The organism is Pseudomonas abietaniphila, from assembly GCF_900100795.1.
GTDB lineage: Bacteria > Pseudomonadota > Gammaproteobacteria > Pseudomonadales > Pseudomonadaceae > Aquipseudomonas > Aquipseudomonas abietaniphila.
Genome location: NZ_FNCO01000003.1, coordinates 347,879 through 374,190, shown reverse-complemented (window position 1 = coordinate 374,190; position 26,312 = coordinate 347,879). Strand labels below are relative to the sequence as shown.

The 26,312-nt window shown below is 61.1% G+C and carries 26 protein-coding genes; 17 read left to right on the top strand and 9 right to left on the bottom strand.

The genetic code is table 11. The features are described 5' to 3' along the window. The 8 genes from prmA (at position 1) to BLS87_RS08395 (ending at position 10,645) form a co-directional block, all read left to right on the top strand. Positions 1-879 carry a 50S ribosomal protein L11 methyltransferase gene (prmA, locus tag BLS87_RS08430; RefSeq protein WP_074751982.1) on the top strand — a complete coding sequence of 293 codons (879 nt, stop codon included), beginning with the start codon at positions 1-3 and terminating at the stop codon, positions 877-879. Positions 880-927: 48 nt separating this feature from the next. Then, positions 928-2,310, top strand: a complete 1,383-nt coding sequence (locus BLS87_RS08425; RefSeq protein WP_074751980.1) for a DUF3426 domain-containing protein — start codon at positions 928-930, stop codon at positions 2,308-2,310. Between the two features lie 294 nt (positions 2,311-2,604). Beyond that, the gene (gene dusB / locus BLS87_RS08420) at positions 2,605-3,618 is read left to right on the top strand and encodes a tRNA dihydrouridine synthase DusB (RefSeq protein WP_074751978.1); all 1,014 of its coding nucleotides are present in this window, start codon (positions 2,605-2,607) and stop codon (positions 3,616-3,618) included. Then, positions 3,615-3,935 carry a DNA-binding transcriptional regulator Fis gene (fis, locus tag BLS87_RS08415; RefSeq protein ID WP_007907419.1) on the top strand — a complete coding sequence of 107 codons (321 nt, stop codon included), beginning with the start codon at positions 3,615-3,617 and terminating at the stop codon, positions 3,933-3,935. The genes dusB and fis overlap by 4 nt, the downstream gene beginning before the upstream one ends. 81 nt (positions 3,936-4,016) lie before the next feature. Beyond that, on the top strand, positions 4,017-5,624 hold the full coding sequence (gene purH, locus BLS87_RS08410) for a bifunctional phosphoribosylaminoimidazolecarboxamide formyltransferase/IMP cyclohydrolase (RefSeq protein WP_074751976.1): 1,608 nt from the start codon (positions 4,017-4,019) through the stop codon (positions 5,622-5,624). Positions 5,625-5,798: 174 nt separating this feature from the next. Beyond that, positions 5,799-7,094: a phosphoribosylamine--glycine ligase gene (gene purD, locus BLS87_RS08405; protein ID WP_074751974.1), complete on the top strand. Its 1,296-nt coding sequence runs from the start codon at positions 5,799-5,801 to the stop codon at positions 7,092-7,094. A gap of 93 nt (positions 7,095-7,187) precedes the next feature. Further along, on the top strand, positions 7,188-9,983 hold the full coding sequence (locus tag BLS87_RS08400; RefSeq protein ID WP_074751972.1) for a hybrid sensor histidine kinase/response regulator: 2,796 nt from the start codon (positions 7,188-7,190) through the stop codon (positions 9,981-9,983). 65 nt (positions 9,984-10,048) lie between these two features. Next, positions 10,049-10,645: a MarC family protein gene (locus BLS87_RS08395; protein ID WP_074751970.1), complete on the top strand. Its 597-nt coding sequence runs from the start codon at positions 10,049-10,051 to the stop codon at positions 10,643-10,645. Positions 10,646-10,665: 20 nt separating this feature from the next. Here the strand turns inward: BLS87_RS08395 and BLS87_RS08390 are convergent, their stop codons facing one another. From BLS87_RS08390 to BLS87_RS08350, 9 genes are all read right to left on the bottom strand, one after another. Beyond that, positions 10,666-11,304 carry a hypothetical protein gene (locus BLS87_RS08390; protein WP_074751968.1) on the bottom strand — a complete coding sequence of 213 codons (639 nt, stop codon included), beginning with the start codon at positions 11,302-11,304 and terminating at the stop codon, positions 10,666-10,668. Continuing rightward, positions 11,288-12,004, bottom strand: a complete 717-nt coding sequence (locus tag BLS87_RS08385) for a hypothetical protein (RefSeq protein WP_074751967.1) — start codon at positions 12,002-12,004, stop codon at positions 11,288-11,290. Before BLS87_RS08385 ends, BLS87_RS08390 begins: the two co-directional genes overlap by 17 nt. 51 nt (positions 12,005-12,055) lie before the next feature. Beyond that, positions 12,056-12,856: a hypothetical protein gene (locus tag BLS87_RS08380; RefSeq protein WP_143024334.1), complete on the bottom strand. Its 801-nt coding sequence runs from the start codon at positions 12,854-12,856 to the stop codon at positions 12,056-12,058. Between the two features lie 342 nt (positions 12,857-13,198). Next, on the bottom strand, positions 13,199-14,911 hold the full coding sequence (cobJ, locus tag BLS87_RS08375) for a precorrin-3B C(17)-methyltransferase (RefSeq protein WP_074751965.1): 1,713 nt from the start codon (positions 14,909-14,911) through the stop codon (positions 13,199-13,201). Beyond that, positions 14,911-15,642 carry a precorrin-2 C(20)-methyltransferase gene (locus BLS87_RS08370; RefSeq protein WP_074751963.1) on the bottom strand — a complete coding sequence of 244 codons (732 nt, stop codon included), beginning with the start codon at positions 15,640-15,642 and terminating at the stop codon, positions 14,911-14,913. Before BLS87_RS08370 ends, cobJ begins: the two co-directional genes overlap by 1 nt. Next, positions 15,642-16,268: a precorrin-8X methylmutase gene (locus BLS87_RS08365; RefSeq protein ID WP_074751961.1), complete on the bottom strand. Its 627-nt coding sequence runs from the start codon at positions 16,266-16,268 to the stop codon at positions 15,642-15,644. The genes BLS87_RS08370 and BLS87_RS08365 overlap by 1 nt, the downstream gene beginning before the upstream one ends. Further along, positions 16,261-17,613 (bottom strand): precorrin-3B synthase, encoded by a 1,353-nt coding sequence (gene cobG, locus BLS87_RS08360; RefSeq protein WP_279616208.1) that lies wholly within the window; start codon positions 17,611-17,613, stop codon positions 16,261-16,263. The genes BLS87_RS08365 and cobG overlap by 8 nt, the downstream gene beginning before the upstream one ends. A 157-nt stretch (positions 17,614-17,770) precedes the next feature. After that, positions 17,771-18,142 (bottom strand): hypothetical protein, encoded by a 372-nt coding sequence (locus tag BLS87_RS08355; protein ID WP_074751959.1) that lies wholly within the window; start codon positions 18,140-18,142, stop codon positions 17,771-17,773. Next, positions 18,135-19,106 (bottom strand): hypothetical protein, encoded by a 972-nt coding sequence (locus tag BLS87_RS08350; protein WP_074751957.1) that lies wholly within the window; start codon positions 19,104-19,106, stop codon positions 18,135-18,137. The genes BLS87_RS08355 and BLS87_RS08350 overlap by 8 nt, the downstream gene beginning before the upstream one ends. A gap of 257 nt (positions 19,107-19,363) precedes the next feature. Here BLS87_RS08350 and cbiE point away from each other — a divergent pair, with 257 nt between their 5' ends. The 9 genes from cbiE to BLS87_RS08305 all read left to right on the top strand — a co-directional run bounded on the left by cbiE (position 19,364) and on the right by BLS87_RS08305 (position 26,142). Next, positions 19,364-20,566, top strand: coding sequence for a precorrin-6y C5,15-methyltransferase (decarboxylating) subunit CbiE (cbiE, locus tag BLS87_RS08345; protein ID WP_074751955.1), 1,203 nt, complete (start codon positions 19,364-19,366; stop codon positions 20,564-20,566). Next, entirely contained in the window at positions 20,566-21,663 is a 1,098-nt protein-coding gene (locus tag BLS87_RS08340) for a cobalt-precorrin-5B (C(1))-methyltransferase (protein WP_074751953.1), read from the top strand. Before cbiE ends, BLS87_RS08340 begins: the two co-directional genes overlap by 1 nt. Further along, on the top strand, positions 21,660-22,397 hold the full coding sequence (locus BLS87_RS08335; protein ID WP_074751952.1) for a cobalt-precorrin-6A reductase: 738 nt from the start codon (positions 21,660-21,662) through the stop codon (positions 22,395-22,397). The genes BLS87_RS08340 and BLS87_RS08335 overlap by 4 nt, the downstream gene beginning before the upstream one ends. 101 nt (positions 22,398-22,498) lie before the next feature. After that, positions 22,499-22,837 (top strand): type II toxin-antitoxin system RelE/ParE family toxin, encoded by a 339-nt coding sequence (locus BLS87_RS08330; RefSeq protein ID WP_074751950.1) that lies wholly within the window; start codon positions 22,499-22,501, stop codon positions 22,835-22,837. Next, entirely contained in the window at positions 22,837-23,160 is a 324-nt protein-coding gene (locus tag BLS87_RS08325; RefSeq protein WP_074751948.1) for a helix-turn-helix domain-containing transcriptional regulator, read from the top strand. Before BLS87_RS08330 ends, BLS87_RS08325 begins: the two co-directional genes overlap by 1 nt. 68 nt (positions 23,161-23,228) lie before the next feature. Next, positions 23,229-23,654 carry a DUF2946 domain-containing protein gene (locus tag BLS87_RS08320; RefSeq protein WP_074752173.1) on the top strand — a complete coding sequence of 142 codons (426 nt, stop codon included), beginning with the start codon at positions 23,229-23,231 and terminating at the stop codon, positions 23,652-23,654. A 52-nt stretch (positions 23,655-23,706) separates the two neighbouring features. Then, positions 23,707-24,198 carry a copper chaperone PCu(A)C gene (locus tag BLS87_RS08315; protein ID WP_074751946.1) on the top strand — a complete coding sequence of 164 codons (492 nt, stop codon included), beginning with the start codon at positions 23,707-23,709 and terminating at the stop codon, positions 24,196-24,198. 37 nt (positions 24,199-24,235) lie between these two features. Continuing rightward, a complete protein-coding gene (locus tag BLS87_RS08310; RefSeq protein ID WP_074752172.1) occupies positions 24,236-24,682 on the top strand; it encodes a DUF2946 domain-containing protein in 447 nt (148 codons plus the stop codon). A gap of 86 nt (positions 24,683-24,768) precedes the next feature. Next, positions 24,769-26,142 (top strand): PepSY-associated TM helix domain-containing protein, encoded by a 1,374-nt coding sequence (locus BLS87_RS08305; RefSeq protein WP_074751944.1) that lies wholly within the window; start codon positions 24,769-24,771, stop codon positions 26,140-26,142. Positions 26,143-26,312 lie beyond the last annotated feature (170 nt).

The following is a 26,312-nucleotide window of genomic DNA, read 5'->3' as shown; positions in this document are numbered from 1 at the left end:
ATGCCTTGGCTGCAAGTCCGTCTCGCCATCAGCCCAGAACAAGCCGAAACCTACGAAGACGCGCTTCTTGAAGTCGGCGCCGTGTCCGTGACATTCATGGACGCTGAAGACCAGCCGATCTTCGAACCTGAACTCAACACCACGCCGCTGTGGTCGCACACTCACCTGCTGGCCCTGTTCGAGGCCGACACCGACGCCGACCTGGTGCTCGCACACCTCAAACTGCTGACCGGCACCGACCTGCCGGAGCATATGCACGAAGTGATCGAAGACCAGGACTGGGAACGCAGCTGGATGGACAACTTCCAGCCCATGCGTTTCGGCCAGCGTCTGTGGATCGTGCCAAGCTGGCACGCAGCCCCGCAACCGGATGCAGTCAACCTGCTGCTCGATCCAGGCCTGGCCTTCGGCACCGGCACTCATCCGACCACCGCCCTGTGCCTGGAATGGCTGGACGGTCAGGACTTGAGCGACTGCAACGTCCTCGACTTTGGCTGCGGCTCGGGCATCCTTGCCATTGCTGCCCTGCTGCTGGGCGCAAAACACGCAGTCGGCACCGATATCGACGTTCAGGCGCTGGAAGCCTCTCGCGACAATGCGGGGCGTAACCACGTACCGGCCGAGAAATTCCCGCTCTATCTGCCCGAAGACCTGCCCAAAGAGCCAGCCGACGTATTGGTGGCTAATATTCTCGCAGGGCCTCTGGTTTCTCTGGCACCACAGCTGGCCAGCCTGGTCAAACCCGGTGGGCGCCTTGCACTGTCCGGCATTCTTGCCGAACAAGGCGATGAAGTCGCCGCTGCCTACGCCGACACATTCGACCTGGACCCGATCGCCAACCGTGACGGTTGGGTGCGGATTACCGGTCGTCGTCGCTGATCCACTGACCACACACCTTCAGGCGCTCGCTAACCCCCGGATACCCGCATGACCGACAGTTTCGTCACCCAGTGCCCGCACTGCCAGACCAGTTTCCGCGTCAGCCACGCCCAGTTGAGCGTCGCCCGAGGCATGGTGCGTTGCGGCTCTTGCCTGCAAGTGTTCAACGCCGCGAAACAATTGTTGGAGCAACGGATCGGGGCCGCGAAAACCAGCGCGCAACCGCCTGCGCCCGCCGAAACCGCGCCGATCCCGGCGTCCGGACCGGTGGAAACACCTGCCGTCCTCGCGAGCCAATCGGTAACGGTCGCGGAGCCAGCCCCGCTGCCAGTCAAGCGGGAAACCCGTAACGTCGACATGGACAGCCTGGACCTGGACGACCTCGACGTGGAGCTCGCCCGCCTTGAACAGCGCGAGATTCAGCTGCCCGAGTCCTTCGGACGCGCCAGCCAGGCCCGAGACCACGACGAAGTCGAGTCTTTCAGCGCCCGTCGCGACGATCCCGACGTCAGCACCGAACAGTGGGACGAGGGGCTGAGCCACGAGGACGTCGACCACCTGCCGGAATTGCGCGCCGAGGTGATTGTTGAACGCGACGACCACGACGGGCTCGACGAACCGCATGTTGGCGAGGACAGGGATCGGGACGACGACCACCGCACCGAACCCTCGCTGTCACTGAACACCGACGACATCGACGATGAACCGCCACCGGTTCATCGGCGCCATGCCGATGCCGACACCGACGAGACGCACGCCTCCGAACGCTTTTCAGCGCTGGACGACGATGACGACCGCGATCCCGCTCACGCTCTGCAAGACGACGATGAGGACGAGCGCCCGCACGCCCACGGTAAACGCGAGCGCAGCGAACCGGCCCTGCGCGACAGGGCGTTGCTGGACCTGACGGACGACCCGCTGCAACTGGCCTGGCAAAAGCCCAAGCCGCGCTGGGGACGCCGCGTGCTCTGGCTGCTGCTGGCGTTGATTGCGCTGAGTGCACTGGCGGGGCAGTACATCTGGTATCACTTCGACGAGCTGGCCCGTCAGGATCAATACCGTCCCTGGTTCCAGGAGCTCTGCCCACAGATCGGCTGCAAGGTGCCGTCCAAGGTCGACATCAAGTTACTCAAAAGCAGCAACCTGGTGGTCCGCAGTCATCCCGAGTTTCAGGGCGCGCTGGTGGTCGATGCCATCATCTATAACCGTGCCTCGTTTTCTCAGCCGTTCCCGCTGCTGGAGTTGCGCTTCGCCGATACCAGTGGTCAGTTGATTGCCAGTCGTCGGTTCAAGCCCGGCGAATATTTGAGCGGCGAACTGGCTGGCAAGGACGAAATGCCGCCCCAGACGCCTATCCACATTGCGCTGGACATTCTCGACCCCGGCCCGAAGGCCGTGAATTACAGTTTGAGTTTTCGCTCGCCGGAGTAAACTCCGAGACCGGCGCGACGGATGGCGAGCGCCAGGGACCGCACTGGAATGCGGCGAAGCGGAGCTGAAAAACCGACGACAGTTTTATGACAGCGCGATCTCGAACCTAACCGTTCGCGATAAGAAAGCAACTGTTCAGATTTTATCCAATTCAGCCTTTATCCAGTCATCGAGAGCGGGTATCATGCCCACCCTTTTTCATACTCTGGGTCCTGTCTGAACCGTCGCGCCAACTTGGATTGGTGGCACTTTTCGGACCAGACCTCGTGATTCGGCCCCACAACAGGTCACCCTATGTCGGCGGTACGCATCGGCCCATACACATTGCAAAACGGCTTGATTCTCGCCCCCATGGCGGGCGTCACCGACCAGCCCTTCCGGCAGCTTTGTCGCCAACTCGGCGCCGGCCTGGTGGTGTCGGAAATGGTCACCAGTGACATGAGCCTGTGGAACAGCCGCAAATCGCGGTTACGCATGATCCACGAAGGTGATCCCGAACCCCGTTCGGTACAGATCGCCGGTGGAGATCCGCAGATGCTTGCGGATGCAGCACGCGCCAACGTCGAACTTGGCGCACAGATCATCGATATCAACATGGGCTGCCCGGCAAAGAAGGTCTGCAACAAGGCCGCTGGTTCCGCGTTGTTGAAAGATGAACAGTTGGTGACCGAAATCCTGCACGCGGTGGTCGCGGCAGTCGACGTCCCGGTCACCCTGAAGATTCGCACCGGCTGGGACCGGGCGAACAAAAATGGTCTGACGGTCGCCAGAATTGCCGAACAAGCCGGGATCCAGGCTTTGGCGGTACATGGTCGAACCCGCGCAGATCTCTACACCGGTGAAGCCGAGTACGACACCATCGCTGCAATAAAGCAGGCGGTATCGATTCCGGTGTTCGCCAACGGCGACATCGATTCACCGGAAAAAGCCCGGCACGTCTTGCACGCGACCGGTGCCGATGGACTGTTGATTGGCCGGGCTGCCCAAGGGCGCCCATGGATTTTTCGCGAGATAGAACACTACCTGCGCACCGGGGAAAAACTCCCTGCGCTGGCGTTGAGTGAAGTGGAACGCATTCTGCTAGAGCATCTGGCCGCGCTTCACACGTTCTATGGCGACGTTATGGGCGTGCGGATCGCTCGTAAACACGTCGGCTGGTATCTCGCAACCTTGCCGGGCGCCAGGGAGTTTCGCGCCCATTTCAATCGTTTGGAAGATACGGAAGCACAGTGCGCCAACGTTCGGGAATTCTTTGCCGAACGCTATAAAAGCCCGGAAGCAGGGAACGAACAAGAGGTGGCCGCATGACGATGATGACAGAGACTTTAGTGAGTGGAACAACACCCGTGAGCGACAACGTCAATTTGAAACAGCACCTCAATACGCCAAGCGAAGAGGGTCAGACCCTTCGTGGAAGCGTCGAAAAGGCGCTGCACAATTATTTCGCTCACCTTGAGGGTGCTGCCGTCACTGATGTCTACAATCTGGTGCTCTCGGAAGTCGAGGCGCCGTTGCTCGAGTGCGTGATGAATTACGTCAAGGGCAACCAGACGAAGGCGTCCGAGCTGCTCGGTCTGAACCGTGGCACCTTGCGCAAGAAACTCAAGCAGTACGACCTGCTGTAAGCATCCAAAACACAAAAAGCGACCTCACTTCAATGCGGTCGCTTTTTTTGTAGAACTCATTTGCTTTTGATGGAAGTTGAGATGACTGACCAGACTACCCGCCTGCCGATCCGCCGCGCCTTGATCAGCGTTTCCGACAAGACCGGGATCCTTGAATTCGCCCGTGAACTCGAAGCCCTGGGCGTCGAGATCCTCTCCACGGGCGGCACCTTCAAGCTGCTCAAGGACAACGGCGTCGCAGCGGTAGAAGTCGCGGATTACACCGGCTTTGCAGAAATGATGGACGGTCGCGTCAAGACCCTTCACCCGAAAATCCACGGTGGCATCCTGGGCCGTCGTGGTACCGACGATGCCATCATGGCCGAGCACGGCATCAAACCGATCGACCTGGTAGCGGTGAATCTTTATCCGTTCGAAGCCACGGTTTCCAAGCCGGGCTGCGACCTGCCGACCGCCATCGAAAACATCGACATCGGCGGCCCGACCATGGTCCGTTCGGCCGCAAAAAACCATAAAGACGTCGCTATCGTGGTCAACGCGAGCGACTACAGCCAAGTGCTGGAAAGCCTCAAGGCGGGTGGTCTGACCTACGCGCAGCGTTTCGACCTGATGCTCAAGGCGTTTGAACACACGGCCGCCTACGACGGCATGATCGCCAACTACCTGGGCAGCGTCGACCAGAGCGCCGAAACCCTGTCGACCGAAGGCCGCAGCGAATTCCCGCGCACCTTCAACACCCAGTTCATCAAGGCTCAGGAAATGCGCTACGGCGAGAACCCGCACCAGAGCGCGGCGTTCTACGTTGAAGCCAAACCCGCCGAAGTCGGCATCGCCACCGCAACCCAATTGCAGGGCAAAGAACTTTCCTACAACAACGTCGCGGATACCGACGCTGCACTGGAATGCGTGAAGAGCTTCGTCAAACCGGCCTGCGTCATCGTCAAGCACGCCAACCCGTGCGGCGTAGCGGTCAGCCCGGATGCCGAAGGCGGCATTCGTCAGGCGTACGAGCTGGCCTATGCCACCGACAGCGAGTCGGCCTTCGGCGGCATCATTGCCTTCAACCGTGAACTGGACGCCGAGACCGCCAAGGCCATCGTCGAGCGCCAGTTCGTCGAAGTGATCATTGCGCCAAGCGTCAGCGCCGAAGCCCAGGCCATCGTCGCCAGCAAAGCCAACGTTCGCTTGCTGACCAGCGGCCAGTGGGCGACTGATCGTGCAGCGGCATGGGATTACAAGCGCGTCAATGGCGGCCTGCTGGTGCAGAGCCGTGACATCGGCATGATCAACGCCGACGACCTGAAAGTCGTGACCAAACGCGCACCGAGCGAGCAGGAAATCCACGACCTGATCTTCGCCTGGAAAGTCGCCAAATACGTCAAATCCAACGCCATCGTCTACGCCAAGAACCGTCAGACCATTGGTGTCGGCGCCGGCCAGATGAGCCGCGTGAACTCCGCACGCATCGCGGCCATCAAGGCCGAGCATGCAGGCCTGCAGGTGCAGGGCGCGGTCATGGCGTCGGACGCGTTCTTCCCGTTCCGTGACGGCATCGACAACGCCGCCAAGGTGGGTATCACGGCAGTGATCCAGCCAGGCGGCTCGATGCGCGACAACGAAGTGATTGCAGCGGCCGACGAAGCCGGTATTGCCATGGTCTTCACGGGCATGCGCCATTTCCGTCACTGATAGATTCGACACAGACCTTGCAGGAGCGCGCTTGCCCGCGATGGCCATGACGCGGTGCAGTTGAAACACCGCGGTGACTGAATCGCGGGCAAGCGCGCTCCTACATGGACAGGCATTGCGTCGACAACTCGGCGTATGCCCCACACAGAATTAGCGTCATCGAGGTTTGAAAACATGAACGTACTCATCATCGGCAGCGGTGGCCGTGAACACGCTCTGGCCTGGAAGGTTGCGCAGGATCCGCGCGTCCAGAAGGTTTTCGTTGCGCCAGGCAACGCGGGTACGGCCATCGAAGCCAAGTGCGAGAACGTCGCCATCGACGTCCTGGCGCTTGAGCAACTGGCTGACTTCGCCCAGAAGAACGTTTCGCTCACCATCGTCGGCCCGGAAGTTCCGCTGGTGGCCGGCGTGGTCGACCTGTTCCGTTCCCGTGGTCTGGACTGCTTCGGTCCGACCAAGGGCGCTGCACAGCTGGAAGGTTCGAAAGCCTTCACCAAGGACTTCCTGGCGCGTCACAAGATCCCGACCGCCGACTACCAGAACTTCACCGAGATCGAACCTGCGCTGGCTTACCTGCGCGAAATAGGCGCACCGATCGTGATCAAGGCCGATGGCCTGGCAGCCGGTAAAGGCGTCATCGTCGCCATGACCCTGGAAGAAGCCGAAGAAGCCGTGCGCGACATGCTCGCAGGCAACACCTTCGGCGACGCGGGTTCGCGCGTTGTCATCGAAGAATTCCTCGACGGCGAAGAAGCCAGCTTCATCGTCATGGTCGACGGCAAGAACGTGCTGCCAATGGCCACCAGCCAGGACCACAAGCGCGTGGGCGATGGCGACAGCGGTCCGAACACCGGCGGCATGGGCGCGTACTCGCCTGCTCCGGTGGTCACCGCCGACGTTCACCAGCGCGTGATGGATCAGGTGATCTGGCCGACTGTCAGAGGCATGGCAGACGAAGGTAACGTTTACACCGGCTTCCTCTATGCTGGTCTCATGATCGACAAGGCCGGAAACCCGAAGGTCATCGAGTTCAACTGCCGCTTCGGCGATCCGGAAACCCAGCCGGTCATGCTGCGTCTGCAATCAAGTCTGGTCTTGCTGGTCGAGGCTGCATTGGCGCAAGCTCTGGATAAAGTCGAGGCTCAATGGGACCCACGTCCGAGCCTGGGCATCGTGTTGGCGGCAGGCGGTTATCCTGCCGATTACGCCAAAGGCGACGCGATCAACGGCCTGGATGCCGCTGCCGCATTGCCGGGCAAGGTGTTCCACGCCGGTACGGCGCTCAGTGACGGCCAAGTGGTGACGTCCGGTGGCCGCGTTCTGTGCGCAACCGCGCTGGGTGACAGCGTAGGCGAGGCCCAGAAGCAGGCGTACGAACTGGCTGCAAAGATTGACTGGAAAGGCTGTTTTTACCGCAAGGACATTGGCTATCGCGCCATTGCCCGGGAACGCGGCGAACATCTGGAGTAAGTCTGGCGCCAGCCGGTTCTCCTTTGGGAGAACCGGCTGATGATCCAGTGCCGCCCCAGAGTCAACTGGCTTCATTCACGAAGGGATTTCGCCGTGCGCTGGCTCAGGATTGCCACTTGTTTGATCATCGCCATGATGACCCTGCTCTGTGTCCCAACGGCATCCGCCGAGGTCAGCGCAGGATGGTCGACCCTTGTCGACGATCAGGCCAACCTGCAACTCAGCGACATCCGCTCTGCGCATTACGCCTCCCAGTTCAGCCCGGTCGAACTTGACCAGGTTCGCGCCACCAGCCGTGAATCGGCGCTGTGGCTGCACTACCTCCTGCCACCCACCGACCACGAACAACTGGTGCGTATCTTCGCTCCGGACCTGGCCACCGTTGACATGTATGTGCTCGACGGCGATACCCTGATCGATCACTCACGCTCCGGCAACAAAGTCCCTCGTTCCGCTCAACCGTTACCCTCCATCGACTTTCTGTTGCCGGTTCCACAGAGCGACAAGCCGCTGGACCTCTACCTGCGTCTGAAGTCCGAACAGGAACTACGGCCCAACATTTCGCTGGAAGCTGCGGTCGCAAGCGCTGCTGACGAACGCCGGCCGCTGTTACTCGGGCTGTTCTTCGGCTCGCTGATCATGTTGATCGTGCAGAACATCACACGCTTCGCCCAATCGCGCTCGGTCAGCAGTTTGTGGCTCGCAGCCTGCGAAGGTTTTCTGGGCCTGAGCGCCCTGTTGCTGCTCAACCTGCAGGCACCCTGGTTGCCGCACTGGCATCTGGCACAGACCCCCAGCGCTCACCTTGCCCTCCTGCTCGCGGCCGCCACGGGCCTGATGTACGCCTATTGTTTCTTCGTCCAGCGCGGCGTTGAAGCGTTGAACCGATTGCTGATGAGCGTGTTGTTGGTCGTCGGCTTCGGCGGTTTGCTGGTGTTGTTCGTCGACACGCTGCCGCTGAATCTTCTGACCTTCCTGCTGGTGGCCCTCACCACGCTCACGATCACGCTGGTGTCGATCTATCACCTGCAAAAAGGCTATGCGCCCGCACGTCCGTTCGTCATCGCGATGATTGTGTTCAACCTGGGCAATCTGGTGATCCTGCCGGCCATGCTCTGGCTGACGACCATCGCTGCGCAGACCCTGATCATCGCGGTAATGGGCATGTTCTGCCTGTGTGGTCTGCTGATGAGCATCGCGCTGAGCGAGCGCCATCGCAGCATCACCGAAGACAACTTCAGCATCAGTCGGGAGCTCGCGGCGAGCACTGCCGAGATCAACGCCAAAGCTGAATTCCTGGCGAAAATCAGCCACGAGATCCGTACACCCATGAACGGCGTGCTCGGCATGACCGAGTTATTGCTGGGCACACCGTTGTCGGTCAAACAACGCGACTACGTGCAGACGATTCACAGCGCTGGCAATGAGCTGCTGACGTTGATCAACGAAATCCTCGACATCACCAAGCTTGAGTCCGGGCAGATCGAACTGGATGATGTGCAGTTCGACCTCAACGCCATGATCGAAGATTGCCTCAGCATTTTCCGCGCGAAGGCCGAACAGCAGAGCGTCGAGCTGATCAGTTTCATTCAGCCGCAGGTCCCGCGGGTGATCAGTGGCGACCCGACCCGCCTGCGACAGACACTGCTCAGCCTGCTGGAAAACGCGTTAAAAAAGACCGACGAGGGCGAGATCTTGCTGGTGGTCGCCCTCGACTCCCGCGGAGGAAAACCGCGTTTGCGCATCGCCGTTCAGGACAGCGGTACGCCACTCACCCCCAAAGAGCGTGACGCCTTGCTGCATGCTGAACTGCACAGCAAGAACTTCCTGGCGGCGAGCAAGGTCGGCGGCCACTTGGGGCTGGTGATCGCACGCCAGCTGATCCTGCTGATGAACGGCGAATTCGGTATTCAGAGTGGCAGCAATCAGGGCAGCACCTTGTGGCTGAGCCTGCCGCTGGACGCTGAGCGACTGGAACAACCCCCTGCCGACCTCGACAGCCCGCTCAAAGGCGCGCGCGTGCTCGTGGTGGACGACAACGACACGTGCCGCAAGGTGCTTGTCCAGCAATGCAGCGCCTGGGGTTTGAACGTCAGCGCAGTGCCGTCAGGCAAAGAAGCCCTAGCCCTGCTGCGCACCAAAGCGCACCTGCGCGATTACTTCGACATCGTGTTGCTCGACCAGAACATGCCCGGCATGACCGGCATGCAGCTGGCCGCCAAGATCAAGGAAGACCCAAGCCTCAACCACGACATTCTGCTGATCATGCTCACCGGCATCAGCAATGCGCCGAGCAAGGTCATCGCACGCAATGCCGGGGTCAAACGCATCCTTGCCAAACCTGTGGCCGGTTACACCCTGAAAACCACGCTGGCCGACGAACTCAATCAGCGCAACAAAGGCCAGGCACCGTTTCCACCCTCGCCTGTCGTCAACCTCGAGGTCGATGTGCCCACCGACTTCCGCATCCTCGTTGCAGAAGACAACAGCATCTCTACCAAGGTGATTCGCGGCATGCTGGGCAAACTCAATCTTCAGCCCGACACCGCCAGCAATGGCGAAGAAGCGCTGAGGGCGATGAAAGCCCAGCGCTACGACCTGGTGCTGATGGATTGTGAAATGCCGATTCTCGACGGTTTCTCGGCGACCCAGCAATTACGCGCCTGGGAGGTGGGTAATCAGCGGACACGCACCCCTGTGGTCGCGCTGACCGCCCACATTCTGGCCGAACACAAGGACCGCGCCCGCCAGTCAGGCATGGACGGGCATATGTCCAAACCCGTGGAGCTGTCTCAACTGCGAGAGCTGGTGGAGTACTGGGTCGAGCAACGGGCGCGCAAGCAGGTAGACATAGACGCGGGCGACCCGGAACGCTATCAGCAAAACTGAACCTCCGGCTTGCGCGGCGCCTGATAGACTTGCCCCGTCCAAATCTGCCGCCACGAGCTCAAACCATGCTGCATGTGTTGTTCAGCGTTTACCTGAAGATGCTGGTGCTCTATAGCCCGTTCTTCGTCTTGTCCTGCTTTATCAGCCTGAGCCGAGGCTACTCGCGCAAAGAGCGCCGTTACCTGGCGTGGAAAGTTGCGTTTGCGACACTGGTGTCGAGCGTGTTGCTGTACCTGTTCGGGCGCGTGATTTTCAGTGTCTTCGGCATCACTGCCGACGCCTTTCGAATTGGCGCCGGAAGCGTGCTGTTCATCTCCGCGCTGGGCATGGCGCAGGGTAAATCCGGCGTTCAGACCGACAACGTGCAGCAAGACGTCACCATCGTTCCACTGACCATCCCGATCACCGTCGGCCCCGGCACCATCGGCGCCTTGCTGGTGATGGGCGTCAGCCAGCCCCATTGGGACGACAAGCTGACCGCCATCGTTAGCATTGCGCTGGCGAGTTTCACCGTAGGCGTGGTGCTTTACCTGTCCAACAGCATCGAACGCGTGTTGGGCGATCAGGGCCTGCAAATCGTCAGCCGCCTCATGGGATTGTTTGTCTGTGCACTGGCCGCGCAGATCATCTTCACCGGCATCAAGGGTTATCTGGTGCCTTGAATCCCTTCAACGAAAAGCGGTTAGAGCTCAAGAATCGCCTGGCGGGCCCGCCGGTTCAGATATGCCTTGATGCCCTCCCTGTAGGGTTGGTAGCTGTCTTCGGTGAGCAAGAATGAGCCTCCGTTGGAACGAATGGTCAGGTCACCGCCCAGCACTTCCCAGGGAACACGTCCGGGCTTGAAAGCCCGCGTGGTCATCTGCAGACCGCACACCAGAATGTTAACGCCGCCTTGGCCGACCACGCAGGGAATGACCTGGAAACTCTCGGAGCGACCGGACGAAAACCACGAATTGAAGAAGGTCTTCGCATGGCTGCTGTCCAGCAGCGTGCTGATAGAACGTTCAAGCACGGCCTGTAACTCACGGGAAGTGGCGCTCCCTGCAATCATGTACGGGACATACCGCAGCTCCCGGATATGCTCGATGACCACCTGATCAGGATTGATCGACCCGGTCAACCGACCGCCTTTCTGATAAATCACCCGCTGGAACTGCTCGATCCACAGCTTCCACTGGACGCTGCGATCATGCTTCTTGTCCGCCGACTGCTCTGCGTACAACAGGCAGTCAAGAATGTCGTCACGGACGCTTCCGGGAATGGATGCCTCAAACGAGAGCAGATTATTTCCCATCAACAGGGTGTCACTGCGACTGGACATCGCGGGCCTCCTGAAGGGCACACACCCCATCCGCGCGACGGTCGTCGAGAGCCTGCGCTATCTTTTCCCGGAACTGCGCGTAGACGATTTCCATCACGTGCGCGGAGTAAAACGCCATCTCGATATTGCCTAGCACCTTCTTAGGGTCGAACACCTCAGCCAGAAGCTCCCCATTCGGGGGCTGACGCGTCGTGAACGAGAGCACCACGAGGCCAAGCCCGGTCGTCGGCCCACACACCGCCACCTGCAAGGCTATCTTTCGTTCAGACACGCCGGACGCCGGGCCTTCAGATGAAGCTATTTCAATGGCCTGGCGGTTCAACATCGCCACAGCGGGTTGATCGGGACGTGCCTCTACCGCGCCCCTGGCGAATGCAGCACCCTGCGAAAAAAGTGCGTTGGGCATAAAAGACGGCAGCTGTTTTTCGAGCCAGTCCCACACGGTGCCCTGTCCAGTTTCAGCAGCCGGCAAGCTGCGACTGTCATGACTTCTTACTGCCCAGCCAAACCTGTTCAACGCGGCCAGCCAGGTATGCCGCCAATCCACTGCGGCATCAAAACGAGAGTGCCGTTTGGACGCGGCCAGTTGCGTGTAGAGCGTGCAGTCCATCACGTCTTTTTTTTGCTGCTCGCTGCAGGCCGCAGACATGAACACAACACAGCCAGCATTGATGTGCCCTTCAATCGTTCCTTGATTCACGAGAACCTCCCTGCATGAAAAAAAGGGGCGAATGGCGCCCCTTCTTTATTCCTAGATATCAAACTCTTCAATCGCCGACTTGGCGTTATTGCCCAGCTTTTGCTGGATGAGCAGTCGATTCTGCGCATACATCCGAGTATTCAGGACCAGCGTGTTTTCACCACGGAAGGTCCGGACCTGGGTGCTGTTCCACTCCCAGAACAATACGTCGGTGACGTTGGACGAGGTGAGGAAGTTGACCGCCCCCATCGCCAGATTGACCGTGCCGTCTGCCGACTCGGCGCATGCACCGATGCGGAAGCTTGCACCGTTGTGGAACTTGGTCTGGCGCTCAAACAGGCGTAGCGGTTTTTCCTGCGCTTTGAGCGCTTTCACCGCATCCCCCGCAACCTTCAACATCGCAGCCGACGCAGGGCCCGGCAGCGTCGCCGCGGCAATAGCAGAGCCCAAAATCTCAATCGCTGCCTGATCCATGCTGAAACGCTGGTGGGTCGAGCGGTAGCGCGCAAAACTCCAGCTATTCGAGAACCAGCCTATGGCCGAGAGGACTTCGTTGAATTTGGCGTACCACGCTGCGCTGTTGTCTTCTGGATTGGCCGCCCTGTTGGCCACCAGTGTCGCGAACAGGAACGAGTCCATGACGTCTTCTTTGTTCTGCCGCGACACCCCTTCGGCAAAGGCGAGCAAGTTACTGCCTACCACGGCGCCCTCAGCCGGCTCGGCATTACTCAGTGCCATGGGTTGGTTCAATGCCGCAATATGATCCATCAGCGACAGCGCACCGTCAGCCATATCACTGTTGGCGATAAAAGCCCGCGTGTTGTCGCTGTTCATACCTGTTTCAAAGCTCATCTGTTTAATCCCTTAAATAAGTCATGTCCTTCACTGGACACGACCGAGATTAATCAACTTTTGCCAATTGAAAACAGGCGACCCGGGACAGGAAGTCGGGCGGTGAGAAAGGCAGATCCTACAAGGTGGATTGAGCAAGGCATCTGCGCCAACGGCATCACCGCACCATGGGTAAAGGGTTCGCTAGCGATTTATGAGCGCCGTGGGAAGCAAGCGACGCAGGGCGTCGCTCAGTTGATTCTGTTTCAGCGGGCGAGAGAGCGAGATTCATCAGGAACGCGCGGACATTACCTCTCCGACGTCCAGATCCATCCCACGCTTCGTTGGGAAAAGTCCGTCAGATCACTTGACCGGTTTCTCGCCGTACCACCTCGGCGTGTACACCCACTGATCGCCATTGGCACGTGGAAACACACAGGTCGTCGACGAACCGACTAGCACCATCGTGCGCATGTCGACCTGCTCCGGCGTCAGCTCGCCCAGGGTGATCACGCGCAGGGTTTGGCCCGGACGGCCGATGTCGCGGCCCAGCGTGACCGGTGTCTCAGGCACGCGATGCAAACGCACGATCTCCAGTGCACGCCCCAGTTGCCAAGGACGGGATCGCGAAATCGGGTTGTAAAACGCCAGCGCCAGATCGGCCTGGCACGCCAGGTCCAGCCGCTTTTCGATGATCTCCCAGGGCTTGAGGTTGTCGGACAGGGACATGACGCAGAAGTCGTGCCCCAAAGGGGCGCCCGCCTGAGCCGCCGTCGCCAGCGAGGCCGAAACGCCGGGCAGGATTTCCAGGTCAACGGCGTGCCACTGTGCATCGTCGGATTCATGCAGCGCCTCCAGCACCGCGGATGCCATGGCGAACACACCTGGGTCCCCGGAGGACACCACCACCACCGAACGCCCTTGCGCGGCCAGTTCAAACGCGTGACGCGCGCGCTGCATTTCTTCACGGTTGTCCGTGCAATGCAGGACCTGATCGGCCCGGAACGGACCCGCCATGCGCACGTAAGTCTCGTAACCCAACACGTCGTTGGCGCGGGCGAGTTCAGCTTTCACGGCCGGAATCATGAACTCGGCAGCGCCAGGCCCAAGCCCGATCACCGCCAGTCGTCCGCGGCCGCGACCAATGCGTTCGATGTCCAGGGGTTCTGTCGCCACGGCGATAGCGATGCCATGAACCGGGCTGAGCGGTGGCAGCAGTTGCGGCAGTGCTTGCCGCGCCATGTCAGCCGCCGAGGCCTGCGCGGTGAAGCGCAACGGCACACCCAACGAATCGGCAGCCGCGTGCAACGCAGGGTCTGCCATATCGGTTTCGCTGGCCAGCAGGCAGGCGAGCGCCTGCACGGCAATGCGCGACTCGTGCAATGCGCCGCGCACCGCTTCGGCGGGATCAGGGACCGTGGCCTCGATCGCCACCAACACATTGCGCGGGTAGATCAGCAACTCGTTGGCGCAAGGCTCACGCTCGGCGTATCCCACATGAATCGCCAGTTGGGCGTGATCATCTTCCGGTAACTGCGCCTGAGCCAGCCACGGCGCGGCGCCTTCAATGCGCACGCTTTCGCCAGACAACAGATCGGAAACGAAACGCTTGCCCAGCTCCAGATCGCCCAGGGCATAACCAGACGGAGGGTTGAGCAGGCACGTGCCGAAGCGCAGTTCGCCGCTGGTGGTGATCGCCGCTGCCGTGTTCAAGCCCGCAGCAATCTCCCGGGCCATGACATTGACGCCACCCAGTCCGCCCAGCAGCGGCACCACCGCACTGCCATCCTCGGCGACCGCCAGCACAGGCGGCTCGGCGCCTTTCTCGAGCAACAGCGGCGCCAGTGTCCGAATCACGATACCTGCCGCGCACAGCGCGATGATCGGCGTGTCCTGCTGATACAGCTGGCGCAGGGTCGCGCCGAACTCGGAATACGTGCGATCAGCACCCTCCACACGCTCAGCCAGGCCGTGAACGAGGGCGTCGGGATACAGTTGCTGGATGCGCCGTGCCGTGGTCAGGGCACCTTTGCCCAGAATGACGATGGCAGGCGTCTTGTTGTTGGACGCGCCCATCAGCCTTGCCACCTTTCACCCGGAACGATGATCAGCGAAAAGTAGGGCGACGACATCGGATCGACCTCGGCCAGTGGCACGATTTTCTGGTTACTCATGGTCGCGCGTTCGACATAGAGCGCACGCTCGGCGAGCCCCGTGTCGATCAGCACTTGACGCACCTTCGGCAAATTACGCCCCAGCTTCATGATGACCGCCGCATCGGCATCGACCAGCTTGCGCTTGAGCTCGTCGGCCGAGAGCACGCCGGACAACACCGACAGACTCTGATTGCGGTACACCAGCGGCGCGCCCAACACCGAAGCACCTCCGAGCATGGAGCAGACACCCGGCACGACTTCGGCCTCGTAGCGTTCGGCGAGGCGATCGTGCAGGTACATGTAGGAGCCGTAAAAGAACGGGTCGCCTTCGCAGATCACGGCCACGTCGCGGCCTGCGTCCAGATGCGCCGCGACGTCAAGGCTGGCGGTGTCGTAGAAGTCGCTGATGATTTGCTCGTAAGACATCGGCGCAGGCAAGGCTTCGGTCGTCACCGGGTACACCAGCGGCATCAGCGTTTGAGCGGCTTGCAGGTGCGCTTCGATGATGCCGAACGCGTTGCCTTTCTTGCCCTTGGCCACGAAGTACGCCACCACCGGTGACTCGCGCAGCAGGCGAAGCGCCTTGACGGTGATGAGTTCAGGATCGCCCGGGCCGACACCCAGGCCAATCAAACGACCGCGAGCCTGCATTATTCGATCTCCGTGGCGAGCGCGTTGACCGCCGCCGCCGCCATGGCGCTGCCACCGCGACGTCCCTGCATGATCACGTAAGGCACGCCACGGCTGTCGGCAGCGAGCATGTCCTTGGATTCGGCGGCGCCGACGAAGCCCACGGGAAAGCCGAGTATCAGCGCCGGTTTCGGCGCTCCGGCGTCGATCATTTCCAGCAGGTAGAACAGCGCGGTCGGCGCGTTGCCGATCACGACCACGGCGCCTTCGAGGTGGGGGCGCCACAGTTCAAGCGCGGCGGCGGACCGTGTATTACCCAGCTCGCGGGCAAGCTCTGGAACGCCGTCCCGTTTGAGCGTGCAGATCACCTGATTATTCGCCGGCAAACGCGCACGGGTCACGCCTTCGGCCACCATGTGGGCGTCGCACAGGATCGGCGCGCCAGCGGCCAGCGCCTGACGTCCCGCTGTACCGGCACCCGGGGAGAACCGCAGCCCGTCGACCGCGTCGACCATGCCGCAGGCGTGAATCACACGCACTGCCAGCTTTTCCAGGTCGGCCGGGATCTTGTCGAGGTTGGCCTCGGCGCGAATGATCGCGAAGGAGTTGCGGTAAATCTCCTGGCCGTCGCGGATGTAATCAATCATCGGTGTTGCTCCGTGAGTCGGCGGTCAACAACGCACCGACTGCTTCAATAGTGAGGTCACGCCCACGCAACTGGCCGAAACCCGGCTGATCTGCGTGACGAAAATATACGTCGTAATGGCCGGCGGAAACCGCCAGCAAGGTGATCGGCGCGGCATGGGCGGCTGCGCAGGATCGGTTGCAACCCGACAAATGAACGCCCGGACTGACGCCCTGTTCTTGCAGGTGCTCAGCCAGCAGCAGTGCATCTGCTTTGGTGTCGGCCAGCCCCTTGCCGCAGGCGGCAGCGCCGGTGCAGGCAATCATTTGCGACAGCGCCTCGTCGGCCTCGCACAGCACACCGGCCGCGCGCAATCCGTCGAGGGCAAGCACAGCCTGATCATCGCGGACATTGCGCAGCATCAGGCCCTGCCATGGGGTCATGGTCAGCGTTGCGTCACCGAGTTCGACGGCCAAGGTCGCCGCCGCGCGCAACATGGACGGCGTCAGACGCCCCAAAGGCACGACGCCGCCCACACACATCAGACCGGGTTGCTTCTGTGGATAGCGACCGATATGGGCATTCACCTGAGCCGGGGCTCGTCGCCAGGAAGTGATGGCTTGATCGGTCCTTAACGGCGCCGTCAAACGCTCAGACAGCTGCCCCAGAAAACCGGACACCGGCAGGCCTTCAAGCAGATGACGCATGCGGGTCTGCTCGGAGCGAGCGCATTCCAGGAACAGTTCAAGCACCGCGACCACAAGCTCAAGCCCCGCCCCCAATGGCACGGCGGCCACGGGAGAATCATTCGCCGGACACCCCGCCAAACCGAACCCGAGCAGGATTTCACCGCCCACGGGCAACGCCGACAGCCACAAGTCATGGGGATGCTCGAGCATGGCCAGCCCTTCACCGGCGTCCAGCGATAACGCAAATTTGGGCGAAAGCTCGTGAAAGCGCGGATGGTTTTCCAGCGAGAGCAGAATCTGCTCGGCCAACGGTTGCGCGTCGAACAACTGCTGCGGATCAACACCCGCCGCCGGGCTGAGCATCAGGTTACGGACGTCATCGCTCGCGGGATTCTTCGGCCCCAAACCAGCGTTCAGCAGCGTGGCGATCAGCCCGTCGTGGTCTGCTCCAATCCCGCGAATCTGAAGGTTGCCGCGGTTGGTCGCCTCGATCACACCGCTCGCAAAACGCTCTGCCGCATCGGCCACGGCCAGCGCTTGCGGCGCCGAGATCAGGCCACCGGGCAGCTTGATCCGGCAGATTCCGCCGTCCAGCGCCGGGACGATGCGCAACAACCCCGGACAGGCCGAGGGGCGCAAAGGCGCAGCGGGCGGGCGAGCGGACAGCGGCTCGGTCAAAGGTTCACCTGACGTGATCGGGCTGGAAGGAGCAGAGATGGGTGTCTGCAGGCCGCGTATTATGCCTGCTTTGGGTGCTGGCATGAAAAGACGGTCTGTCGGATGGGGTGAAGTGGTGGCAGACCGGCTGGGAGGCAGGATTAGATCTGGCGCATCACTAAAGCTTGCCGAGAAGGGCCAAAGCGGCCATGCCAACAATGAAACTTACCAACGCGATGGTATCGGGTATGCAGATCCACCGCCTCAGATTGATAGGGACCCGCTGCACCTCCTCCATGTTGACCAATCCCTGGCTGTGTAACAGCTCAGTCGATGTCAGTGCGAGGTTTACTGCCACCAGCCGGTATCGCCGACCAATAAAGCCCGAGTGGTCCCAACTTTTTTTTGCATCGATCACCACCGGACAGTTCGCCAACAGCTCCTCTGCGCTCGGAAGAACCCGATACTTCACGTAAACGTCTACACCAAAACCAATAATCGCGACGATACAGGACACAATAACGAGCCCTTGCAGGAAGCTGTCACTCATCGCCGGTCAACTCGTAAAGCCACGCTGCGCCCAATTCACCCAACTTGCTCCCACCCGTTCCGCCTGCCCATGCGCCAGCAGCTCCACCTGCAATCCCACAGACTGCCAGACTGACGCCACGGGTAGGGCCAGCCATCCTGAAACACAGCGAGGTGGCTGCCTTTGCGCCTAGTCCGCCACCTTTGCCGGCAAGCGGAAGCCCCACCATCATCTTCCCCGCCTCAACGAACTTGGCCCTCGTACACGCCTGCTCGCGCCCTGTCGAGCAGGCCTCCCGGATTTCGAACGCGCCCGCGCCGATATCCAGCGCAACACCCACCATCGTTCCCGCGCTCAGGTGGCGCGCAACGTTGCTAATGCGCTTTACGTTCTTCACGTAGTCGGGAATTTCACCTGTGCGCATAAAGCGCTTGCTGGAAATGCCCAGCATTTTCTTGATCGAGGAGTTGTTCTTGAGTCCCGTTCCCCATCGGCCAATACCCCGAAGCTGGCCATCCAGGGTGCGGAACAGCATCTTCCGCTGAGCGACGAACTGATCCTTGGTGAACGTCCCGCTGCGCCACTGCTGATAGGTCGTATTGACGCCACTCAACGTGTCCTGCACACCGTTCAAATGCGTACTCCAGGCCGACGTCGCGCTGCCAACACCGATGGAGCCGTACGTCATGACGTCCTGCAAAAGGTCGTAGTTCTCGGTTTGCAGATGAGCGCTGGCTTCGTTGCTGGCGAACATTGTCTGGCTGATATCCCGAGCGTAGGCCATGAGCATTTGCTCCTCCATCGTGCACATCGCGGTGGAGTCGTCGCCCACGATGATCAACTCTCCCGGCATCACGGACAGCCCCAAGCCCAGATGTGCATTCACCCTGTCGAACTTGGCGCGGGTATTTGCACCGACCAAGCTGTCGCGATACCAAGAGAGGCTCTGCTTTCCAGCATTGATGAACGCGTAAGGCGCCGACATGGATGAATCGTCCTGACCACCTGAATAAAGCCCGGACGATAGGTAGGCAGTCCAACGTCTGTCATTAGACAAAGCGTGGAAAACACCGTGATTACGGCATTTTCAGAAAAGCCCCACAGCGGCGCTCATCTTCCCTTACGAAAGTCTGCGTTGAGCGCCCTGCGCACGACGCCGGGTCATGGGCGCTGTATCATGCCGACCTTATCCACAGGCCGATCCAGTTAGCCTGTCGCAGGCATCAGGTTTGAGGGCAATACATGTCACCGTGGCTGACAGTCGTGGGAATCGGTGAAGACGGCTACAAAGGGCTGGGCAAGAATGCCCGGCACGCGCTGCTGGGCGCACGCCAGGTGTTTGGCAGCTCGCGTCAGCTCGACCTGCTGCCGCCCTGCATTCAGGCCGAGCGGCGTCAGTGGCCGAGTCCGTTCTCGCTGCAACCGGTGCTGGAACAGCACGGCGAGGCGGTCTGCGTGATCGCCAGTGGCGACCCGATGCTGTTTGGGGTTGGCGTCAGCCTGTCGCGTCATGTGCCCATCGAACAGATGCGCGTGATTCCCGCGCCCTCCTCCTATTCACTGGCCGCCGCGCGTCTGGGCTGGGCACTGCAGGACGTGGTGACCTTGTCGGTGGTGGCCCGTCCGCTGGCCGCACTGAATGCACAACTGCACAACGGGTTGCGTTTGCTGGTGCTGAGCAACGACGGCAGCAGCCCCGCCGCCATCGCAGCGTTGTTGCGAGAACGCGGATTCGGCCCTAGCCGCATGACGGTCCTTGAGCACCTGGGCGGCGCCTCAGAGCGGCGTATCGACGGTGTGGCCAGCGAATGGTCGAACCCCGAGATCGCCGCCTTGAATCTGGTCGCCATCGATTGTCGCGCGGAGCCGAACACGCTACGCCTGTCGCCGTTGGGCGGCTTGCCGGACGATGCGTTTCGCCATGACGGCCAACTGACCAAACGCGATGTGCGTGCGATCACGCTGGCGCGACTAGCCCCGGTTCCCGGCGAGTTGCTGTGGGACGTCGGTGCGGGCTGTGGCTCGATCAGCATCGAATGGATGCGCGCGCACCCGACCTGCCGGGCCGTGGCGATCGAGTCCAACGAAGATCGCCAGCAATTGATCGAATTCAACCGCGACGCGCTGGGCGTGCCGGGTCTGCAATTGGTGCGCGGCCGGGCGCCGGACGCGCTCGAAGGACTGGAGCCGCCTGACGCGATCTTCATTGGTGGCGGCGTCACGCGCGCCGGCGTGCTGGACAGTTGCTGGCAACAGTTGCGCTCGGGAGGCCGGCTCGTGGCCAATGCGGTCACCCTGCAAAGCGAGGCGATGCTGGTGAACTGGCGCGAGCAACATGGCGGGGACCTGACCCGTATTCACCTGGCGCACGCCAAGCCACTCGGCGAATTCGACACCTGGCGTCAGGCGTTGCCCATCACGTTGCTTGAAGCGATCAAGCCCTGATGCGCGACGAAACCGCCGAACAACCTGCGCCCCTTCGCAGCGGCCTGACGACCGGCAGCTGCGCCACGGCAACGTCACTGGCTGCGGCGCGTTTGCTGCTGGCGGGCGAGGTCAACGATGCAATCGACATCACGCTGCCCAAAGGCAAGCAGGTGCAAATGCGCCTGGAGTTCTGTCGCGCGACGGACACCGGCGCGGAAGCTGGCACGATCAAGGATGCCGGTGACGATCCAGACGTAACCCATGGCGCGCTGTTGTATTCGCAGGTGCGTCTGATCGCTGAACCCGGCATACGCTTTGTAGCGGGTCCCGGTGTTGGCACAGTGACCCGACCGGGCCTGGTCCTCGGCGTCGGCGAGCCTGCCATCAACCCGGTTCCGCGCAGGATGATGACCGAACACTTGACCAGCCTGGCCGATGAGTTTGGCTATACCGGTGGCTTCGAAGTAACAGTCTGCGTGGAAAACGGCGGGGAACTGGCGCTCAAAACCATGAACCCGCGACTGGGTATCCTGGGCGGGCTATCGATCCTCGGCACCAGCGGCATCGTCCGGCCGTTTTCCTGTGCGGCCTACATTGCGTCGATTCATCAAGGCATCGACGTTGCCAAGACCAACGGTTATCAGCACATCGCCGCCTGCACCGGCAACGCCAGTGAAGACACCATGCGCCGCGTCTACGAACTGCCCGACATCGCGCTGATCGAAATGGGCGACTTCGTGGGCGCCGTGCTCAAGCACTTGCGCAAAGTGCCTGTGGATAAACTCAGCCTGTGTGGCGGTTTCGGCAAGATCAGCAAACTGGCCGCCGGTCATATGGACCTGCACAGCCGCCACTCCAGTATCAACCTGGAGCAACTGGCGCTCTGGGCAGCGGCGATCGGCGCCGATGCCGAGCTGCAGCAGAACATTCGAGCGGCCAACACCAGTCAGCAAGCGCTGGCCATGGCATCGGCCGTGGGCGTCGCGCTGGGCGACGCGGTCTGCCAGCACGCGCTGGACTTCGCTCAAAGCGTGGTGCCCGCGCAGATCCAAGTGGAGGTGTTCGCGATTGACCGTCAAGGCGGGATCGTCGGCCATGCAGGGGCTTTGCGTTGACGACGCACGCAGGAAAACGCGTCCTGCTGCTGGGGGGCGTGACCGAGGCGCTGGCGATTGCCCGAACCCTGGGGCCGCAGCATGTCTACAGCCTCGCTGGCGTCGGCCGCGTACCCAACGACCTGCAATGCCAGGTGCGCGTTGGCGGTTACGGTGGCGCGCAAGGGCTTGCGCAGTTTGTGCGTGAGGAAGGCATCTCCCTGATCCTCGACGCGACCCACCCTTATGCCGCGCAGATCAGCCACAACGCTGCCGTCGCTGCACGACTCGCCCATGTTCCCTGCTGGGCGCTGCGTCGTCCGTCATGGCAGCCCGGTCAGGGCGATGACTGGCGCGAAGTCGACGACTGGGCAGACCTGATCAACGCCCTCGCCCCGTTCAAACGCCCACTGTTCACCCTCGGCCGCGAGCCCTTGCAGCACCTCCATGAAATCCCCGAACACCAGTTCTGGACGCTCCGCGCGCTGGACGTGTATCCCGGCAACGAACGCTGCCAAGTGATCGGCGCACGCGGGCCGTTTCATCTTGAGGATGAACGCGAGCTGTTCGAGCGCCGCCACATCGACGTGTTGATCAGCAAAAACAGCGGCAGCAGCGCAACCGAGCCCAAGCTTGAGGTCGCCAGGGAGCGAGGGTTACCGGTGCTGGTGTTGAAGCGGCCGGTGTTGGCGGCGGTGGACAGGGAGTTCTGGCGGGTTGGGGAGCTTTGCGCAGCTTTGGATCATTTTCAGTGAAGTATATGTATGTAGTGCACTGAGCAATCTGATCAGCGAGAAAATAGGCGGCCCAACAAGCTGATGGCCAAATTAGTAACGTAAGCGTTACTATAAATCCAATGATCATTGTTCAAGAATATATATCCAACGATCAGAAAAGCCCCTTTCACGACTGGTTCAGCAGATTGCCTTCGTCGGCAGCGGTGAAAGTGCATACCGCGCTGGCCAGGCTGGAGTCGGGTAACACGTCCAATATCAAGTGGTTCGATGGTTTGGGCGAGTATCGAATCAACTGGGGCCCCGGTTACCGGATCTACCTGTTCCAGGAAGGTCCGCGGCTGATCATCCTGTTTGGTGGAGGGACGAAGTCGGGGCAAACCGCAGACATCAAGCGCGCCAGAACATTGATAGCCGATTACAAAGCTGCAAAAAAACAAACAAATAAACGAGGCGCCTGATGGCTCTGACCCGCAGCTACAAACTCACGATCAACGAGCGGGTCCAGCAAGATCCCGCGTTTGCGCAGGACCTGCTGGATGAGGCCGCGACCCTTTTTCTAAACGGCGAGCCCGAGGTCGCCCGGATCATCCTTCGTGATCTGGTGAACGCGACGCTTGGGTTTGAAGCGCTGGCAAAGGAGACTGACAAGCCAAGCAAAAGCCTTCACCGCATGCTCTCCGCCCATGGCAATCCGAGCATGGACAATCTGGCGGCCATCTTCGCGGCCATGCGTTCCTGGCTGAAAGTCGACATTCAGGTGCAGGCAATCCCCGCTCAGTGACCCACCCGCGACATAACGTCGCGGCTGTGCTTTTTACATCTCACGGCCATTCAGGCTAAATGGCCGACATGAAAGAACAACAAGATCGACTTCTCAGCCTCAAACGGCGCCGGGCCTTTGCGTGGGTAGCGTGTTTTGCGCTGCTGTTCGGCATGCTGGCCATGCCAATGACGCCGACCATGCCGCGCACGCAAGGCGAGCAAGTGGTGTGGGGCAGTTTCTGCACCGGCAATGGCACGCAGCGGGTTGCTACTCCCTTGGGCCTGGTCGGCAAAGTCAACCAGCGCGCGCCTGACGGCGGCGAACATTCCTCGATGCAGCATTGCCCGTGCTGCTCCGGCTCCTTGTCGCTGGTTGCCCTTCCGAGCGGTCAGGCGTTCGGGATGTTCATGATCTTCGAGCCGGTCCGTTTCCCCTCGACGATTCTGGTATTCCACGCACCACCGCGCCAGCACTGGCCCAGCCTCAATCCCCGCGCCTCCCCACGCGTCTGATCGTTCGTTCACGCACCACGTCGCGTATCTGAATGATTGGAGGCTCGTTGCCATGTTGAAAACCGTCACCCTGAAAAAAGTCCTGTTATTGGCAGCGCTGCTGTTGCCTGCCTGCTATGTTGAAGCTCATGAGTATGCAAAAGGCCATCTAGCAATCGCCCACCCGTGGTCGATGGAGCTGCCGCCGAATGCGCCCACCGTTGCGGCGTATTTCGTGATCAGCAATGCGGGCCCCGACGCCGATCGTCTGACCGGCGTCGACAGCCCCGTCGCAGGCGCCGCTCAGTTGCACGAGCATGTGAACAAAGACGGCCTGATGAAGATGCAGCAGGTGCAGACGGTGGACATTCCGGCCGGTGGCGAGGTGAAATTCGCGCCCATGGCTTACCACGTCATGCTGCTGGATCTCAAAGACCGCTCGAAGCTGACAGACGGCCAGGCCTTCCCGCTGACCCTTCATTTCGAGAAAACCGGCGACGTGACGGTTGACGTCAAGGTGCAGAAACAAGCACCCGATGACGCGCCTCCGGCTCACGCCCACTGACACTCCTGACCGTCGAAGCTGAATCCCATTGAGCCGCCTGTCCGCGATACGCGCCCGCTCCATGCCTGCACCCCGTAAGACATCGGGTGCATGGCTGAGCCTGTTCGCCATGCTCATGATTTTCATCGGCCCGCTGATCTCGCAGTCGATGCCGATGGAGCATCACGCGGGCATGCCGATGTCCGCGTCGATGTCGGCCGACATGGACATGTCCGCGCCGATGAACATGGCAGCGGACGATCACAGCGGGCATCAGGCAAACACCGGTGACGCGGCGGGCGTCGATCATGTGATCTGGGCCAAATGCGGTTATTGCACGCTGCTGTTCAGCTGCCCGGCGTTGACCCAGACCCTCGCTGTTGTCGCGCCTGTTCCGCCGAAACCCGCCGACTTCTTCAACGCAGCCCCGCAACAAGGGCATGCTCATCGCAGTGTGTTCCCCAACGCCCGCAGTCGCGCTCCGCCGCTCTCGTCAGTCGCCTGATCCCCAAAAAAGATTTCGTACCCGTGGGCCGCTTTCAAGCCGCCCGCGAGCTGCGCCGTGTTCATCCCTGACGGGAGCGTTGCACCATGTCCAAACCAAACGTGTCGTTCTATAACCTGGCGTGGCGCTGGCATTTCTATGCCGGCCTGTTCGTTGCGCCATTCATGATCATGCTGTCACTCACCGGCATGGTTTACCTGTTCAAACCGCAGCTCGACTCGCTGATGTATCACGACCTGCTGACGGTCAAACCTGCGCATCACATGCTTTCCGCCGACGAGCAGCAACAGCGCGTGCTCGAGGCCTATCCCCATGTGCTGATCAGCAAATACCTGCCACCCGCCAACGCCGAAAGCAGCGCGCAGTTCGTCATCAAGCAGGAAGGCCGGGAGGTGAACCTGTTTATTGATCCATACAGCGGCAAGGTGCTCGGTACACAAGACGCCAAAAACAACTTGCAGGCGATGGCCCGTGCGATACACGGCGAGCTGCTGATTGGCACCGTCGGTGATCGGCTGGTGGAAATGGCCGCAGGCTGGGGCATTGTCCTCGTTGTGTCCGGCGTGTACCTGTGGTGGCCTCGGGGTCGTTCGCCAGCGGGCGTACTCTGGCCGCGCATCACCGCGCGCGGTCGGGTGCTGTGGCGCGATTTGCACGCCGTGACCGGATTCTGGGGTTCGGTGGCGCTGTTGTTCATGCTGCTGAGCGGCATGACCTGGACCGGCATGTGGGGCAAGGTGTACGCCGATGTCTGGAACACCTTCCCGGCCGCGATGTGGAACGATGTACCGAAGTCTGAAAAGCAAGCCGGCGACCTGAACAGTGCCAGTGTGCAGACCGTGCCCTGGGCGATGGAAAACACGCCGATGCCTGTTTCCGGCGGCGACCATGCCGAGCACATGAAGCATGGCGGCATGTCCAGCGCACCGGCCTCCCCGACGATTACCCTGCAGCGGGTCGTCGACATTGCCAGCGAGCGCAAGATCGAACCCGGCTACAGCATCACGCCACCGAAAACCGCCGATGGCGTGTTCACGGTTTCCGTGTTTGCGGACGACCCGCGCAACGACGCGACCCTGCATGTCGACCAGTACAACGGCAAGGTGCTGGCGGACGTGAGATACACCGATTACAGCGCGGTGTCCAAAGCCACCGAGCTGGGCGTGATGCTGCATGAAGGCAAGATGTTTGGCTGGGTCAACCAGCTGCTGATCCTGTTCGTCTGCCTCATGGTCTTGCTCAGTTCGGTCAGCGGAATCGTCATCTGGTGGAAGCGCCGCCCGCAAAACGGCTTCGGTGTTCCGCCCCTGCGCCATGATCTGCCGCGCTGGAAAATCGCAACAGGGGTGATGATCGCGCTCGGCGTTGCCTTCCCGCTCGTCGGGATTTCGATGCTGGCCGTATGGATGCTCGATCGGATAGCACGTTCGCGCTTTGCCAAATCCGCAGCAACAGCTTAGATTGCGTCCTGCGGGGCCTGGAACTCCTTGGGTGGTTTAGTGATGAATTCCTCCTCATTTACGGTTTCAGGCCCCGCCCTTCGTTTTCACCTGATGATCGACAGGCGCGTCTTCTAAAGATCACTGTAAAAACCTGTCGAACCCGACAACTTCCCCGCACCACATCAGCG